This window comes from Endozoicomonas sp. PH6C (assembly GCF_059322965.1).
In genome coordinates this window covers 4,022,539-4,040,019 of sequence record NZ_CP185342.1, presented here as the reverse complement: position 1 = coordinate 4,040,019, position 17,481 = coordinate 4,022,539, and the positions used below count along the sequence as shown (strand labels likewise).

Genomic DNA, 17,481 nt, shown 5'->3' with positions numbered 1-17,481 from the left:
AAGTGCATTCTTCAACTAATAAATCCGACATGGTTGGTTCATCCATACCCCCAACCAAGGACGCACGATTGGAGGAAGAACCATCGGGTGCCAGTTTGGGTAGATCCATCGCTATACCTGATACCGAGATAAAGAAAACAGTCTTATTGCAGGATTTACCCGAGGAGTTAACCCTCAAAATTATTCGCTTGCTGGAGTTTCGGGATATTACCTGTTTACAGCAGGTATCTACTTACTTACACAAGGTTGTTAAAAGCAATCATGCTCTGGCAGAGGCCTGGTATCACCGCTTTACTCCAGAGCACCGATATCAACTAAAGAAAGCCCTTCCTGCAGAGGATGAAGAACAACTCCATAACAGGCTACGACCGTTCACGAAGGATGAAGCATTAGTCAAATCACTTATAGAACTCCGGGAGAGTACTCATTTTCCTGCACTATTCTATTTCACCAGAGCACGACTGATGTCTCAGTGTGAAACGTTTAATTTGGAGCCAAAAGCCACCATTGTTCATCGTCATTATGTTGTCTCAGCCAAATTCAGTGCCAATGCCCGCTATCTGCTGACGGCCAGTCTTGATGGAACGGCAAAAGTCTACGGTCAGAAGGCTAATGGAACATGGGAAGAAAAACTCACCATTTCTCATGAGGATGAGGTTCATTCAGCTACGTTCAGCCCCGATAGTCGTCATCTTGTGACCGCCAGTAGAGATAATACGGCGAAAATTTATAGTCAGAAGGCTGATGGATCATGGGACAAAAAAGCCGTCATTTCCCATAAAAGTACAGTCATCTCAGCCACCTTCAGCCCAGATAGTCGCTATGTGGTGACTGCCAGTAAAGGTGGCAAAGCGAAAATCTATGGTCAGAAGAACGATGGCTCATGGGAAGAAGAAGCCATCATTTCCCATGATCACTATGTCAACACCGCCACCTTCAGCTCTGATAGCCGTTATGTGATGACCTCCAGTAGTGATAAAACGGCGAAAATCTATGGCCAGAAGGACGATGGATCATGGGAAGAAAAAGTCACCATTTGCCATGAAGGCTGGGTGGCGTCGGCCATCTTTAGCCCCGATAACCGTTATCTGTTGACCATCGGTCTCGATAACAGGGTGAAAATCGTCTATGGATCATGGGAGTCAGAAGTCACCATTGACCATGATGACATTGTCAACACAGCCACCTTTAGTGCTGATAGCCGCCGTGTGTTGACAGCCAGTGACGATAACACGGTGCAGATCTACGGTCGGAAGGACGATGGATCATGGGGAAAAGAAGACGAAGACAGTATTTCCCATGGTGACCATGTCAACACAGCGGCCTTCAGCCCCAATGGCCGCTACCTGGTGACGGCCAGTGATGATGACATTGCGCTAATCTGTGGTCAGAAAGACGACGGATCATGGGAAGTAGAGCGTACTATTAATCATGATGACGCTGTCATCTCAGCCATTTTCAGCCCCGATGGTCGCCATGTGGTGACGGGATGTGTGGATGGCTCGGTGAAAATCTATGGTCAGAAGGCTGACGGATCATGGGTCGAAAAAGCCAACTTTTCCCATAAAGGTCCGGTCATCTCAGCCACCTTCAGCCCCGATGGTTACCATTTGGTAACCGCCTGTGAAGACAGCAACACGGTGAGAATCTTTGGCCAGAAGGCTGATGGATCATGGGTCGAAAAAGCCACCATTGTTCATGATTATCGGATCATTTTCGCCACCTTCAGTGGCGATGGCAGCCATGTGGTAACCGCCTGTTGTGGTAACAAGGTCCAAATTAATAAACTTTGCATGAATGATTCATTGCTTTCACTCACGCGGCCAGAATCACCTGGCCAACAAGAGTTTTCAGAGCTCAGAACTACTAGCCCGGATAAAGACTGTTAAGGCCATTGTTTGTTTCGCTGCTCTTTTGCTCTTTACGCAGTTGCGTGCACACCATAATCAGCTCCCTTGCATCAAGCTTTTGTTCCTGACCTGAATAAAGGCTGGCTTCAAGCTGGTTGAACGAAGCCACTAATGGATCACTGTTGAGTTTTTTCAAACATCTGTCCATGGTCGATAATCCTGAGTTGCCAGACAGAGCTTGAACCCATTCAATAAAACATCGGCGGATCTGAATCAGGTCATCGGCATTGCAGGCATTTTCAAATTTTTGCCAGGCTTCTTTCTCATTGAATCCCTGAGGCTCTGTGATGGCGGAAGACTCAATCGCTGGTTTTCGGGAAGACCGGCATCGCCATAATGCCAATAAAGTGATCAGCCAGAGTACTCCAAACAGGGCAGATAAAGAAGGCCAAAGCCAGCCTGGCCCCTGGGTGGTGAGATTAGCAACCACAGGTGGACAAACTGTTTCTGCATTCTTTTCGGTAGTCTGGGTTGGAATCTCTGGAGTCATTGTTAATACTTCGCCGTTTTCCGATGGCAGCACGGTAATGGTTTTGGCAGGAATGGTAGCGACTTTCTCGGTCCGGGTTTTGGTATCAAACCATTGATAATGCACCGGAGGGAGTTCAATCTTTCCGGGGCGGGTTGGAATCAGGGCGATGGCTTCTATTCGGCTGCCAATAACCCCCGAGTCTGTTGCCTTGTCATCGGTCGCAGACTTGTCCGGGTAAGCGTTGATGCCGTCGAGTCTGGGCATGGTAATGGCAGGCAACTGAACACCGGTCAGTCCTTCAGCTTCTACAACAATGGTTCGAGTGATGGCGTCGCCCACTTTGACCTTGTCCAGTGGTGCACTCCAGCCATCGGTCAGGGTCAGTTTTCGGGCAGGCAGCCAGACCGGACCTTTAAAGCTGTCTGGTTGTGGCCGGACATTGAGGGTGATTTCAGCAGATCGGGCTGCAACGGGCTTGCCACTCATTGAAAAAATACTGCCAAAAGTATCCCGGCGGTCTGGCATGGTGGCTGAAAAAGTCAGGCCCGGAATGTCCATCGGACCTGGTTTTTGCGGGTGAATCGAGAAGTTCAGTTCAAAGACACCGTATCGGGTACCGTCCATAACCGTATCATAGTTCCGGGTTTCCCCCAGTTGTTGCACAATAGCACCGTCGATATTTACGGGTGAAAGTCGACGGTCGTCGTAAAGCTGGACCCGATAGTAAATCTTCAGGGTCAGGATCACTTCTTCCTGAACATAAGGTGTTTCATTACTGATTTCAGTTCGGATGAAAACCGGGCCGATCCCACCTGATCCGGCTTTTTGTTCAGTGGGCGTGTTGGATACTTCCAATCGTATAGCTTTTGAAGTCATACCTTCTAATTGCAGGCTGGGTATCAGCAAACGACCGGACTTTTTAGGTGAAAGCGTGATAATCCAGTCACGCCAGGATTCATTTTTACCATTAATAATTCGAACCTGACGACTTTGGCGGGTCCCCAGTATGTCAAAGTCATTTTCCAAGGGTGACAAATCGGGGGCAGCACTGGTATCACTGTCTGTTCTGAGGGTGAGTTCCAGAGTCTCGTATTCTGCCAGATGAGTCCGGTCAACAGAGGCAGTCAGTGCAGCCATCCCCTGTGCAGTGAGAAACAACCCTGTCAGCAGGATCAGTACTTTACTGAGTTTGAAAAAAATTGACTTCACCATGACTGCTCCTGTTGTCTTTTTTGCTCTCTCTGTTGTTGAAGGAATTTGCGCCTGAGTAGGCCACCGGGGTCGTCCGGTATGGTTTTTAACCAATTTTCAATGGCTTGCTGGTCCGGGCTGGTGGTTTGCTGTTCTTCAGGATATCGCAGTGCTTGCTGCGCCTGATCACCCTGTTCCTGAGGCTCTCCGGCACTGGCTTGTTGTTGCTTGCTCTCAGCTGGATTCTGTTGTTCAGACTCCTGATCCTGCTGACCAGAGTATGAGCGCTCTTTCTGATCTTCCTGTTGCTGCTGTGCTGACCGGGATTGAGAAGATTGTTCTTGCTCCTTATTCTGCTGACCAGAATTTTGCGGGTTCTGCTGTTGCTGATTTTCCTGACCCTTGTCGGAACTTTGTTGTTGATTATCAGAGTCTTGTTGCGGATTCTGTTGACTCTGACCCTGCTGGCTCTGATCTTTTTGTTGATTCTGCTGATTCTGCTGATTCTGCTGATTCTGCTGATTCTGTTGATTCTGCTGATTTTGCTGATTTTGCTGATTCTGTTGATTCTGTTGATTCTGTTGATTCTGTTGATTCTGTTGATTCTGTTGATTCTGTTGATTCTGTTGATTCTGTTGATTCTGTTGATTCTGTTGATTCTGTTGATTCTGTTGATTCTGTTGATTCTGCTGCCGGTTGTTGTTCTGAGCCTCTTGCTGTTGCTGCTGCTGTTGCTGCTTTATCAGTTCTTCAATCAGCTTTTTATTGGCGGCGGCATCTTCCATGGCAGGGTTTAGCTCAAGGGCTCTGTCGTAGGCTGCTACCGCTTCATCGAGTTTACCGGCTCGGGAAAGAGCATTGCCCTGATTGTAAAAGCCGTCAGCGGTATCGGAACGGGCAAACTCAGTGGCTGCTTCTTCGTACATACCTGCCTGATAGAGAGCTTCAGCTTTCCAGTCCGGTTGGGTGAATTTTTCAGCGGCCTGTTCGGGGTTTTTGTTGTTGAGTGCTTCCATAGCCTGTTGGTTACTGTTTTGCCAGAGACTGTTCCATTCCACAGCTTCTGCCGGGGGAGAAGGGAGTAACGCAGCCACCAGAAAGACGGTTAACCAGCCTTTTCTGAAACCGGCCATTGCCAGAGGCAAAATCAGCAGCACCAACCAGAAGCCGACATCCTGCCATTGGTCAAACTGACTCTCAACTCTGACTGAGTCGTCATTCAGTCCCGCTTTTGGCAGAACGGTTTGCAAATCACTATCATCCAGAGTCATGTCGGCGTAAACGCCACCTGTCGATTGTGCAAGCTGACGCAGTTGCTGACGTTCCTTCTTCGGAATAATAATGGTGCCTTGTCTGTCTTTAAGGAAGCCGCCTTCGGGCAGGCTGATGGGAGCGCCTTCCTCGCTGCCAATGCCCAGAATTGAGAGAGTGCTGCCACTATCCTTCAGCAGTGAGCGTATCTCGCTGACCTGTGTATCTGGAACCTGGTCGGTGATCAGGAGGATATCGCCTGTTTCCCCCGCCCCTTGCTTGAGTAATTCAACGGCCTGCTCAAGGCCCTTCAGGGCGTTATCTCCTTGTTCCGGCATAATCTGGGGGCTCAGCGCCGGAACCAGATTGGCTAAAGTACGATTGTCGTCTGTTAAGGGAGCCGCAGTGTGGGCTGAGCCTGCGTAGGCCACCAGAGCTGAAAGCCCGTCCTTACGCATTTTAAACAGGTCCAGCAGTTTGTAACGAACTCTGGAAAGTCGATTGGGTGTAACGTCTTTAGCAAACATTTTGTGGGACATATCCACTACGACTACCATGGGCTGAAGGCTCTTGTTGACAGGAGTGGGGATTTTTTGCCAGGTTGGGCCTGCCAGTGCCAGAACAGCCAGTGTCCAGCCTGCCAGAAGCAGGTAGACTGGGAGTCGGTTCTGTTTCTTATTGCGACCCTGCAAAAGGTGTTGCAACAATTCAGGGGCGATAACCCGTTTCCAGTCTCCGGACTGCAGCTGTTGACGCCAGAGAGCGATCAGCAGAATCAGACACGGGATGAAGGCCAGCAACCACAGTGGGCGTAGAAAATGGAATTGACTGATAAACGCATTCACTGGCGATTCCTCCCTGTCTGGCTAATAGATGCTTCAGGAAAGACTCTCAGTGTTGCCATAATCAGGCTGAGAATCAGGGCCAGTGCCAGAGGCCAGAAAAACAGCGCTATGCTGGGCCTGAAGCGTTCTTTGTTCTGCTTTACAGGCTCCAGGTTGTCGAGTTCGTCGTATATTTTTTCAAGCCCTTCGGTATTTTTTGCCCGGAAATACTGTCCACCCGTGAGCTCTGCAATTTCTTTCAGGGTTTTTTCGTCCAGGTCTTCAGAGGGGTTGATCCGACGTGCGCCAATGGATGAACCAAAGAGGCCGGGCTGAATCATTTCATCCGCTCCCAGGCCAATGGTATAAATGCGAATGTTTTCTGAAGCGGCCAGCTTTGCAGCCTGGACAGGCGTAATCTCTCCAGCGGTGTTGGCACCATCGGTCATTAGTATCAGAATCCTGCTGTCCTGGGGGCGTTTACGAAGATGCTTTACTGCCAGACCCAGGGCATCACCAATGGCGGTTTTGTTGCCTGCCATGCCAATCGTAGATTCATCCATGAGAGTGCCAATGGTTTTCAGGTCAAAGGTAAGAGGTGCCTGCAGGTAGGCCTGGGTTCCAAATAGAATCAGTCCAAGTCGGTCGCCCTTGCGTTGGTCAATAAAGTCGTTGAGGACGTGTTTGGTCACCACCAGACGATTCACTGCCTGGCCATTCAGTTCCATGTCGGCGATTTCCATACTGCCGGAGAGGTCGACGGCGATCATCAAATCTCTTCCTGATCTCTCTATTTGAACCGTTTCTCCCAGCCAGGCCGGTCTTGAAGCGGCGAGCACCAGCAGCATCCAGATCAGCCAGGGGATCAGGCTCTGCCAACGCTTAAGTGTTTCCCGGTGCTCAGAATGTTCACCGGCAATATCGGCCAGATCTCGATAAAAAGGGACTCTTAAAGCCGCGCCAGCGGCACGGGGGGCAGGGCTTACAAAACGATAAACCAGCCAGGGCAGGGGGGCGGCCAGTAACATCCAGGGCCATTGCAACTCAAGCATGGTGTTTCCTGATCCAGCGGACTGTGAGTTTATGGAGCTGGTTCACATCAACCTCTGATTTGTCTTTCGCGGTGGACGTTTCTTTTTCTGTGGACATTTCGTTTGCCACAGGCATTTTTTGAAAACGGGCGTCGCCCAGAGACTGTCCGGGTTTCCCGCTGAATGCAAGGATGCCACTCTTTCGGGAGAGAAACTCCAGCCAGGGGGTCCCGTGAAGAGAAGCAACCTTTTCGGCCGGGTAGGCATGCAGTGCTGTCTGTTTTAGTAAACGGTTACAGTCGTTGGCAAACTGTAGCGAATTCTGGTGATTCTGATAGGCGCTGAAAATAATATGGGCCTGTTTGCGTGCCTGCCTGCGGTAACGATTTCGACGAATGTAGCGAACCACAAATAAGGTCGTCAGGGTGACAACCACTATTATCAAAACGGCGGATAGCCACCAGCCGGGAGCCAGCGGCCAGAAACTGACCGGGTCAGGCAGATGATTGGGTTGGAGTTGATCCAGAGGATTGGGTGTCATACCGACCTCCGGGGGGTTATACGGGAGCCAAACCAGGCTTGAAGTTGAGAGCCGGTATCCTGGTCAGCCCCAAGCTCCAGAAGCGGCACCTTGAGACTGGCAAGCTGGCTTTTCAGGGAGTTCTGAAAGTGATGATGCCGGGATCGGTATTGCTGGCGAAGGTTTCTGGAGCGGGTGTTGATGGTTTGCTGATGCATCCCATTGGTGATGTCATAGCGTCCGGGTCTGGGCAACTCAGATTCCAGCGGGTCTGTCACTTGTATGGCCATTAACTCACAATGTCCTGAAAGCCGGGAAAGGTGGCGAAAGCCTTCTTCGTCAAGCTGCTGAAAATCACTGATTACGAAAATATGAGTACCCGGATGAGCCACCCTGCGAGCGTGTCGCAATGCTCTGCCCAGATAGTTGTCCTGTGGTTGGTGAGGGATGGTTTCAGCCTTGAGACTTCTATTATGATGTTCAAGCTTGTTGAGCAGGTGCATCAGGGTTTTTTTGGAACGCTTGGGACGAATCTCACTGAGTCCCTGCTCATCAAAAATTAAACCTCCGATACGGTCACTGTGCTGGAGCGCGGCCCAGGCCAGCAAAGCACCGGCTTCGACAGCAGTGACAGACTTGAAGTTCAACTGACTGCCAAAAAACATCGAATGACTCTGGTCAACCAGAACCAGAACCGGGCGTTCTCGTTCTTCCCTGAAGAGTTTGGTATGGGGTTTCATCCTGCGGGCTGTGACGCGCCAGTCAATAGACCGGATGTCGTCACCAGGTTGATAAGCCCGCACTTCCTCGAAGTCGATCCCTCTGCCTTTGAAAGGGGAATAACCTGTGCCTGCCAGCAAACTGCGGGCACGGTTTTGACGGAAAATGGCCAGTTCCCTGGCCTGAAAACGCAGGCCGACCAGCTCTTTCAGTTGCGAGTATGCTCCACTCATTCTTTGCTCCCGGCTCAGGCAACAGGAACCAGATTCAGTAACTGATCAATGATGTGATCAGCGTCTTTTCCTTCGGCCTCTGCCTCAAAACTCAGCAGAAGTCGGTGCCGAAGGACATCGTGGGCAACCGCCTGTACGTCATCCGGGCTGACAAAATCCCTGTCGTTAAGCCAGGCTCTGGCGCGGGCACAGCGGTCCAGGGCAATCGTACCACGGGGACTGGCACCGTAATCGAGGTATTCACCCAGACGATCATTGTAGAGGGCCGGGTGGCGGGTGGCATTGATCAGCTGAACGATGTATTCCTCAACCACGGGTTCCATGTGAACGGCCAGGGTTTCCTGTCTCGCGGCCAGAACGTCAGCCTGGCTCACGGGCGTAACCGGTTTTACCGGAGACTGTTTCATGGCTTCACCGCAGGCGAGCTTGAGAATCAGTCGCTCGGACTCTACATCGGGGTAACTGACCCGGACGTGCATCAGGAAGCGGTCCAGCTGAGCTTCCGGGAGAGGGTAAGTACCTTCTTGCTCAATCGGGTTCTGGGTGGCCATGACCATGAATACTTTAGGGAGTGGATAGGTTTTTCGACCCACGCTGACCTGGCGCTCAGCCATGGCTTCCAGCAAAGCGGATTGGACTTTGGCCGGAGAGCGATTGATCTCATCGGCCAACACCAGATTCTGAAAGATAGGACCAGGCTGGAAGTGGAAGCTGCCGTCTTCAGGGGTATAAATATCGGTACCGGTAACGTCTGCCGGCAGCAGGTCCGGTGTGAACTGGATACGGTGAAATCCAGCCTCCAGACCATCGGCCAGAGCCTTGACGGCCCGGGTTTTTGCCAGGCCCGGGGCGCCTTCGACCAGCAAGTGTCCATCGGCCAGCAGGGTAATCAATAAACGATCTACCAGATGCTCCTGTCCGATAATACTGTTACACAGGTACTGCCTGAGTTCATTCAATACTGAATTGTTAGACATAGAATCTTGAATCCCGGATAGCTTCTGGCGGCTGAGCGGTGGACATGCCTGACAGCTGCCTGTGATTATATGGGTTTGTTACCGTACCCTAACAGCGACAACAGATACCTTATTCATATTGCGTTATAAGATGCCTCTATATGGCTTCGATGGTGTTAGCCGGTTCGGTTCACCCTGTTCTACCTGTTGCATTCGGCTTCATCGCTGGGTCCATCCATCATTGTCCATGTTGAGAGTCCGGTTGGGCAAAGCCCACAGCCTTTACCTATAGTCAGGTAGAGAATCTGTAATATAGGTTCAGTAGCCGCTCAGGTCTAGTCGTCCGAGGGAAGCTGTCCGTTATCTGACAACTTCTTTTCGAATTCTGGACAGAGAGACTCCTGACTCTTTTATAAGAGTGCAAAGGCCGATAAGTTAGTAACAGCTTGGGTGAATTTGTTTTAGACAGCGTCTTTCCCTGAAAAGTTTCCTTTCAGGCTATAAACCTGTTTGTTGTGCCCATCCCTGCCAAAAGATTTCTTAAACGGAACCGTTAATATTCAAAAGCTGTTGACGTAGTCATTTTCAGGCTGACAAGGACGTCAACGGCCCTTGGCAATACATTTTTCTTAACCGGAGATGCCAGCATGGGTCATCACGAGACTTTGGAACGAAAGGAGTATTTGGACAAAATTATTGAGGAGTTAAGCGCCCAGATACCCGAACAGCAGAAAGAAGCTCTTCGTGAGTTTGTATACCAGTACTATTTCATGGATATCCGACGGGAGTTGAACAAATGCCGACGCCGGGACCTTCTGGGCTCAACCCTTTCGTTCTGGAAGTTTATCCAGCACCATGATCCTGACCGTCCGGAAATAGAGGTATTGAATCCGGATTATCCCCATCACGGCTGGCACTCAACCCATACCATACTCAGACTGATTCATCGGGATATGCCTTTCCTGGTGGACTCCCTGAGAATGAAATTGAATGAGCGCGGCCTGACCATACATAACCTGCGCAATACCGTCATTCATAACCGCAGGGACAGCCAGTTTAATCTGGTGTTCGATACGAACACCGAGGCCACGGTTCACAGGGAAGCGATTATCTTCGTAGAGATTGATCGCCAGGATAATGAAGAGGAACTGGAGGCTATTGCCGAGCAGGTGGCTGCGGTAATGGCTGATGTGGCCAGGGTGGTTGAAGACTACCGGTCCATGTCGAGTCGTGTCGAGCAGTTGGCAAGCTCTATGGTCGGGGGGCAGGCAGAGCAGGTTAAGGAGTTTCTGAACTGGCTGTTAAACAACAACTTCACGTTTCTCGGTTACGAAGAGCTCAAAGTGTCAGAAAGTGAAGGTCAGCGCCAGATTATTCGTCCTTCCGATTCATTGCTGGGACTTTTGAGAACCACCCACAAGGGGGAAATCGGTCAGCACGAACTGGAGCCTTTTATAGAAAAGGACTTCTTTGAGCAGAAAGACTGGCTTTCCTTCTCCAAGGCGGCTGTCCGATCCAGTGTTCATCGTCCCGCTTATCCCGATTTCATCACGGTAAGACAATTTGCAGAGGATGGCTCGGTGGTAGGTGAGACCAGAATTGTGGGTCTGTATACCTCTCCGGTTTATCGTCAGAGCCCTTTCTCGATACCTTACATTAATCACAAGGCCCGGGAAGTGATTGAGCGTTCCGAGCTGGATCCCAAAAGTCATCATGGTAAGGATCTGGAACAGGTTCTGGAAGTTTTCCCCCGTGATGAACTGTTTCAGACACCCAGAGAGCAACTGTTCACCACGGCAATGTCCATCCTCAGGATTCAGGAGCGCAAGAAGATCCGGATCTATATCCGTCAGGATCCTTATGGCACTTTTTGTTCCGCACTGGTGTTTGTCCCCCGAGATGTCTATAGCACCAGCCTGCGGCTCAAGATGGAAGAGATTCTCTGCCGGCGGCTGTGTGCGGTTGACTCGGAGTTCACCACGTATTTTTCCGAGTCTGTTCTGGCCCGGGTGCATTTTATATTCAAGCTGCGTGGGCGCATTGAGTATGATCTGGAGGCGATCAATGATGAGCTGACCCTGGCCACCCGCTCCTGGATTGATGAGTTTCGTTCAGCACTGCTGGAATCCAATGGCGAAGCCAAGGGCAATCAACTGGTTGCCAGATATGCCTCAGGATTTTCTGCCGGTTACAAAGAGGCATTTTCGCCAGAGTCAGCGGTTGTTGATGTTGAACACTTTGAGCGCATCAATGAAAAATCATCACTGTCTATGGGATTCTACCGCTCTCTGGACGATGAGCCTGGCCGCATTCATTTCAAGCTGTATCACTATATCGAACCACTGCCACTGGCTGACCAGATCCCGATTATTGAGAACCTGGGGCTGAGGGTGCTGGCTGAGTATCCCTACCTGATTCGCAAGAGCGATGGTCAGCTCATCTGGATTCATGACTTTCTGTTGTGTTATGACCCACAAAAGTCGATGGATATTCAGAAAGTTGACAAGACCTTCAAGGAGGCATTTGAAAAGGTCTGGTTCGGGGAAGCTGAGAATGACCGGTTTAATCTGCTGGTGCTGGCCTGTGGTATGAGCTGGCGTCAGGTAGCCATGCTGCGATCCTATTCCCGCTACATCAAACAGATTCGGATGGGGTTCAGTCAAACTTATATTGCTGAAACCTTATGCAACAATATAGAAATTACGCGCATGCTGGTGGCCTTGTTCGAAACACGCTTTAACCCTGAGTTGTCTCTGTCCAACTCCCAACGGCTCGGACGACAGCAGCAGATTCAGCAAGGGATTCTTGAGGCTCTGGATCAGGTGACGGTGCTCACTGAAGACCAGATTGTTCGCCGTTTTCAGAGTGTGATCATGGCCACCCTGAGAACCAATTTCTACCAGCTTGATTCTGATGGTAATACAAAGTCGTATATTTCCTATAAATTGTCACCACGGGAAATTCCCGATATTCCAAAGCCGGTGCCACTTTACGAAATTTTTGTTTACTCGCCCAGGGTAGAAGGTATCCATCTCCGGGGTGGTAAAGTCGCGCGGGGAGGGCTGCGCTGGTCTGACCGGGTGGAAGATTACCGGACTGAGGTTCTGGGTCTGGTCAAGGCTCAGCAGGTCAAAAATGCCCTGATTGTTCCGGTGGGTGCCAAAGGCGGTTTTGTTGCCAAACAGCTGCCGGTAGATGGTCATCGGGAAGCCATCGTGGAAGAAGGGGTGGCCTGTTATCAGACGTTTATTCGTGCTTTGTTGGATATCACTGATAATCTTTCTGAATCCGATGTTATCCATCCGAAGTCTGTCGTATTTTATGACGATGATGATACTTACCTGGTGGTGGCAGCTGATAAGGGAACCGCCACTTTCTCAGACGTTGCCAATGAGATTGCTCACGAATACGACTTCTGGCTGGGCGATGCTTTTGCCTCCGGAGGCAGTGTCGGTTATGACCATAAGAAAATGGGTATTACCGCCAAAGGGGCCTGGGTTTCGGTACAGCGTCATTTCCGTGAGCGGGGAGTGAATGTTCAGGAAGATCCCATCTCGGTCATTGGCGTCGGGGATATGTCCGGGGATGTTTTTGGTAACGGTATGCTCTCTTCTGAAACGTTGGAAATGGTCGCTGCCTTCAACCATCAACACATATTTGTGGATCCAAACCCTGATGTAAATCGCAGTTATCTTGAACGGCTGAGGTTATTTAATCTTCCCCGTTCCAGCTGGCAGGATTATGACAAGTCTCTGATTTCCAAGGGCGGTGGGATCTTCTCCCGCAACGCCAAGTCCGTGACGATTTCAAACGAAATGAAGGAGCGCTTTGATATCAAAGCAGGCCGAATGACGCCCAATGAATTGATACGTTCGCTGTTAAGGGCTCCCGTCGATTTGATCTGGAATGGTGGTATTGGCACCTATGTGAAAGCCATTAATGAAAGTCATGCCGATGTCGGTGACAAGGCTAATGACCCACTGCGTATCAACGGCTGTGAGCTCAGGGCCAAAGTGGTAGGTGAAGGTGGTAATCTGGGTCTCAGCCAGTTGGGAAGGGTTGAGTATTCCCTGCAGGGTGGCGCACTGAATACAGACTTTATTGATAATTCTGGCGGGGTTGACTGCTCTGACCACGAAGTAAATATCAAGATTCTTCTCAACGATATTGTCGCCAGTGGTGACATGACCGTGAAACAGCGCAATGCATTATTGGAACGCATGACCGACGATGTTTCCAGACTGGTTCTTTCCAATAACTATCGCCAGACTCAGGCGCTTTCCCTGGCAGAACTGGAAGTCCGTAATCGCATGGATGAATACCGGCGCTTCATGGAGTACCTGGAAGGGGAAGGCAAACTTGACCGGTCTATTGAGTTCCTGCCTGATAATGAAGCCCTTGCAGAACGGTTGTCAGCGGGTCAGGGGTTAACCCGTCCGGAATTGTCGTTGCTGATCTCATACAGTAAAGCGGACCTCAAGGAAGCACTGATCAGTTCGGATGTGATTGATGAGCCCTACATGACCCGTGAGTTGCATACCTCTTTCCCTGATACTCTGGTAGAAAAGTTTTCAGAACAGATTGATCAACACCGTCTGAGAAGGGAAATTGTAGCAACCCAGACAGCCAATCATATGATTGACATGATGGGGATCACTCACGTGCTCAGGGTTCATCAGACCACCGGTGCCAGTGCGGCGGAGATTGCCCGGGCCTTTATGGTCAGTCGGGAGGTTTTCGGTATCTCTGATTACTGGCAGGCCATCGAAAATATGGATAACCAGATTCCCAGCAGTGTGCAGCAGCAAATGATGGTGTCGCTGATCAAACTGACCCGTCGTGCCAGCCGCTGGTTTATCCGGCTCAAACGTCAGGATCTGGTAGCAGCAGAGTGTATTGAACATTTTGGTCCACTGATCAGTAGCTTTATCGAGTCGTTTACTGAATACCTCAGTGAGTCCGAGAGAGAAGAGCTGGATAGCAAAATGGCTGAGATGGTCAGTCATCAGGTGCCAAAAAATCTGGCCAAAGTCGTTTGTAGCCTGAGACACCTGTTGAGTGCCCTGTCAATTATTCAGGCCGCCGATCAGACCGGGCAACCTATAGAAAAGGTCGCCCGGACTTACTTTGCAGTGGGTGAGCGGCTGGAGCTGAACTGGTACAGCGTACAGTTGGGCAATATAGAGGTGACCAATCACTGGCAGTCATTAGCCCGTAACAGTATTCGTGACGAGTTGACCTGGCAGCAGATCGCTTTGACGGTTGCATTACTCAATACCGGCAGTGAAGAGGAAGATCTTACTCTGAAGCTGGATGAATGGGTGGTGCAGCACCAGGGGCTGGTGGCTCGCTGGCAGGCTATGTTATCCGAAATTCGTAATGCCAGTGTGCACGAAATGGTGATGTTTACTGTGGCTAATCGGGAACTGATGGGACTGGCTCAGGCGAGCAGCCTACCGGTACAAACTATTAAGTGAATGATTAAGTGAGACCTATACCAGAAATATTATTTTATCGTCGTGTATGATCTATCACTCAGACATGGAGGCCAGGAGCAATGAATATAGAAGGCACGGGTGCACCAGGATCGGGTTCTCAGTTCGCTGATTTAATGAAAAATGTCTCAGAGCTTGAGGCGATTCATAAAAAAGGAGGAGTGGGCCGGATTGAAGTGACTGAATGTCCTGAGAGAACAGAGCAGGGCTCTTTGACGACTTTCAGAGGGAGAAAGGTTGTCAAGGTCAAACCCCGTAAGAACCTGTTCAAAAGGCTGCTTGACTTTTTTACTCTCAGAAAGTCAGTAAGAGAGATCAGAGCCATACAAAAAAGAGATGCCGAGGCTGTGTTGCACGACCAGGTCTTGATGGCGCTTCGTGACAAACATCTGGATACACAGGATAGAAGCCGTCTTATCAATGCTGTTGCCACTGGTGTTATCCCCGGGTTCAGCCAAGAGGAGAGGCAAGGGATGAGAGAAAAAACTCTCAGCCACCTCGAAAGCCTCAACGTGTTTCAGGGGCCTGAATCCATAGGAATGATGCTCAATGAGGCAGAAGACGGAGTAAAAGCCTTTCCAAAACTGATTGACACCATTTCGTCCGTCTCTCTTTATGATGCCCGCGAGGCTATTAAAGGTTATTACACGACTTTGCTCCTTGCCCCTGAGCGAATACCGGATAACAGCAGACTGCATCAGGATATTGCGAGGCTGGAAGAGCATTTTAAAGTTACCCGCCAGTTAGATGGTTTTCGGGATTTGGTCAATGAGGTCATTGAGGAGGTTATACACTCTTTGCCTGAACGCCTGTCAGACGATGAATATACGCAGTTATTGGCTAACTGGAGTCACTTTCCTGATACAAACCGTGACAGGGCCCTGGCTAGAGTTATCGATAAAACGTTCATTAATGTCACCCGCAAAGAACCTTCTATTCACGGCCACCCACGAGAGTTGGTGCAGGAGAAAACTGCTCGCTTTATTGACGCAATGCGCCGTGATTCTGAACTCGAATCGCGATTCGGTCTTGACAGGATTCAGCAGTTGATCATGCAGTTAGCTCAGGATAAAGCTCAGGTGACAGAGGAGCTGGAGCGTTTGAGTGATGAAGTAACCCGGTTAAATGTAGAAGCCATCAGAGAACGCTTGAAAGCTGGTGAGGCGTTGACCAGAGAAGAAAGAGAGCTGATAGCGGAATCAAGACGTGTACTGCTGAATATTCAGTTGACGGCGGGCAGGCGGTGGGACATGGCAATGCTCCTGCAGCCTGACATCTGGATAGCTCAGGAGGAGGAACACGAAAAACTATTGAAGATTCAGGAAATCGGTACTCTGAGGGGAGAAGAGGTTGATCTGGCGCAGCTCGACTGGCTGATCAGGCAGCATGATGAGGCCAGAACTCATCCTCGGGTAGCTATTGAAGGAGCCGGCCCCACAGGGCTGACGTTGGCCTTGTCACAGTTCGAAGCCGGTGCCAATGTTGCCATCTTTGAGAAGAGAAGTACTGAATACGACAGAGTTCAGGTGGTCAGGCTGGACCCCAAATGGTTGGATATGCTGAAGTTTTATCTGGGTGAGCATTATTACGAGCTTTTTGGTGCAGGTGAAGAAAGCAAGGGCATCATTCGTCCCGATGGCTTTGGCGAGATAACCATTCATCGGTTGGAGGAAGCATTACACGACCGACTGACTGAGCTGATGGGCAGGAATTATGATAAGACCAGTGAGACTGACCAGCCTCTCAGTCTGGAAAGAATGGCTGCCTATGAGCTTGAAGAGGTAGAGTCGGGGGAGGAGGGTTTCAAAGTCAGGGCTCGTTATAATCCCGAATATGATGTGGCGCAACAGGGCAGGGCAAAAGATCACACTCCGGAGGAAGCGGTCAAGTATCGGCCTGTAGATATGCTGATCTGTGCTGGAGGTAAAAACACCCAGCTGCGAGGCAAGTTCATGGAGGACAAAGTGCTTGTCCGTGCCGAGCCTTACGGTGTCTGTAGCTGGGAAGGTAAAAAAGGTGCAGAGTTACCCAGCCAGAAGCTGGACAGGTTTCAGGATTTCAGGGAGATGGTGGTTTTTGACAAGGAATTTCATGAGCACTTCAGGGAGAGCCTTTCCAAAGAGATGCTTCTTTTATCAGAACCTGCTGACTCAAAAAAGAGTGTCGTCGACCCTAAGGATCTGCTGGAGCTTGAGTTCAAGACTATGAATCGGGTTATGCAGACTCGCTGTTTTGAGAACAAGAATCTGGTTTACATTGGCATGGAGTTGCCAAAGCCCTTTGGTCAGTATTGTAAAAAACTGGAGGGGAAAATTAAGCGGAATCTGTCGGTCAGTGTGACTCCGGGATCGGGTATTGTTAATCCGGAAGAGGCTAATAAACAGGCTGAGAAAAAAGCCAGAGAGGCTGTCAAGGCCGTTCAAAAAGCCTGGTTCCAGGCGGTTGCCCATTATTACGGAATCGACGACTCCAGATCACTGGGCGCCACATCGGACAAAATCAATCACAAGTTTGCTTCGGCCTTTTCGGTGCAGCAACACAGGGTTGAGAAAAGTGTTGTAACCAGGCAGGCAGACGGACATGAATTGACAGTAACAGTAGCCGGTGATGCCGCAGTCAGCCCTCATTTTATGAGTTACAGCGGGCTGACCGGAGCCAGAGAACATGTTTTGCAATTGCAGGAATTTACCCAAAAAACGGCCAATGATGTCAATCCTTCTGATAGGCGTTTGCACCGGGAAGAGCTTGAGCAGAGGCAGCAGAGAACCGCTGACTTTGTGATTCAGCGAGGCAAAGCGTTCCTGGGTCGCAACTGAAGACCTGATTTTGACGGTTGCATTGATCAATAACGGAATTATCTGGTTATTGATGTATTTAT

At 50.1% G+C, this 17,481-nt stretch carries 9 protein-coding genes; 3 read left to right on the top strand and 6 right to left on the bottom strand.

Translation table 11 applies throughout. The features are described from left to right. Nucleotides 1–2 precede the first annotated feature (2 nt). Nucleotides 3–1,889, top strand: coding sequence for an F-box/WD repeat-containing protein (locus ACOMG9_RS15675; protein ID WP_448217569.1), 1,887 nt, complete (start codon nt 3–5; stop codon nt 1,887–1,889). On the opposite strand, the gene ACOMG9_RS15670 is transcribed toward ACOMG9_RS15675, so the two are convergent. The 6 genes from ACOMG9_RS15670 to ACOMG9_RS15645 are packed head-to-tail and all read right to left on the bottom strand — an operon-like array spanning nt 1,867 to nt 9,129. Next, complete coding sequence (locus tag ACOMG9_RS15670; protein ID WP_448217568.1) at nt 1,867–3,594, bottom strand: BatD family protein; 1,728 nt, start codon at nt 3,592–3,594, stop codon at nt 1,867–1,869. The two genes, ACOMG9_RS15675 and ACOMG9_RS15670, sit on opposite strands and share 23 nt — an antisense overlap. Next, complete coding sequence (locus tag ACOMG9_RS15665) at nt 3,588–5,669, bottom strand: VWA domain-containing protein (RefSeq protein WP_494529080.1); 2,082 nt, start codon at nt 5,667–5,669, stop codon at nt 3,588–3,590. Before ACOMG9_RS15665 ends, ACOMG9_RS15670 begins: the two co-directional genes overlap by 7 nt. Continuing rightward, nucleotides 5,666–6,700, bottom strand: a complete 1,035-nt coding sequence (locus ACOMG9_RS15660; RefSeq protein ID WP_448217566.1) for a vWA domain-containing protein — start codon at nt 6,698–6,700, stop codon at nt 5,666–5,668. The genes ACOMG9_RS15665 and ACOMG9_RS15660 overlap by 4 nt, the downstream gene beginning before the upstream one ends. Then, the gene (locus ACOMG9_RS15655) at nt 6,693–7,220 is read right to left on the bottom strand and encodes a DUF4381 domain-containing protein (protein WP_448217565.1); all 528 of its coding nucleotides are present in this window, start codon (nt 7,218–7,220) and stop codon (nt 6,693–6,695) included. The genes ACOMG9_RS15660 and ACOMG9_RS15655 overlap by 8 nt, the downstream gene beginning before the upstream one ends. Beyond that, nucleotides 7,217–8,152, bottom strand: a complete 936-nt coding sequence (locus ACOMG9_RS15650) for a DUF58 domain-containing protein (protein WP_448217564.1) — start codon at nt 8,150–8,152, stop codon at nt 7,217–7,219. The genes ACOMG9_RS15655 and ACOMG9_RS15650 overlap by 4 nt, the downstream gene beginning before the upstream one ends. Before the next feature lie 14 nt (nt 8,153–8,166). After that, nucleotides 8,167–9,129 (bottom strand): AAA family ATPase, encoded by a 963-nt coding sequence (locus ACOMG9_RS15645; protein ID WP_494529079.1) that lies wholly within the window; start codon nt 9,127–9,129, stop codon nt 8,167–8,169. A 626-nt stretch (nt 9,130–9,755) separates the two neighbouring features. On the opposite strand from ACOMG9_RS15645, the gene ACOMG9_RS15640 reads away from it, so the two are divergent. Together ACOMG9_RS15640 and ACOMG9_RS15635 are read left to right on the top strand one after the other, a co-directional pair. Next, on the top strand, nt 9,756–14,585 hold the full coding sequence (locus ACOMG9_RS15640) for an NAD-glutamate dehydrogenase (RefSeq protein WP_448217562.1): 4,830 nt from the start codon (nt 9,756–9,758) through the stop codon (nt 14,583–14,585). A gap of 80 nt (nt 14,586–14,665) precedes the next feature. Then, entirely contained in the window at nt 14,666–17,419 is a 2,754-nt protein-coding gene (locus tag ACOMG9_RS15635) for a DUF445 domain-containing protein (protein WP_494529078.1), read from the top strand. Nucleotides 17,420–17,481 lie beyond the last annotated feature (62 nt).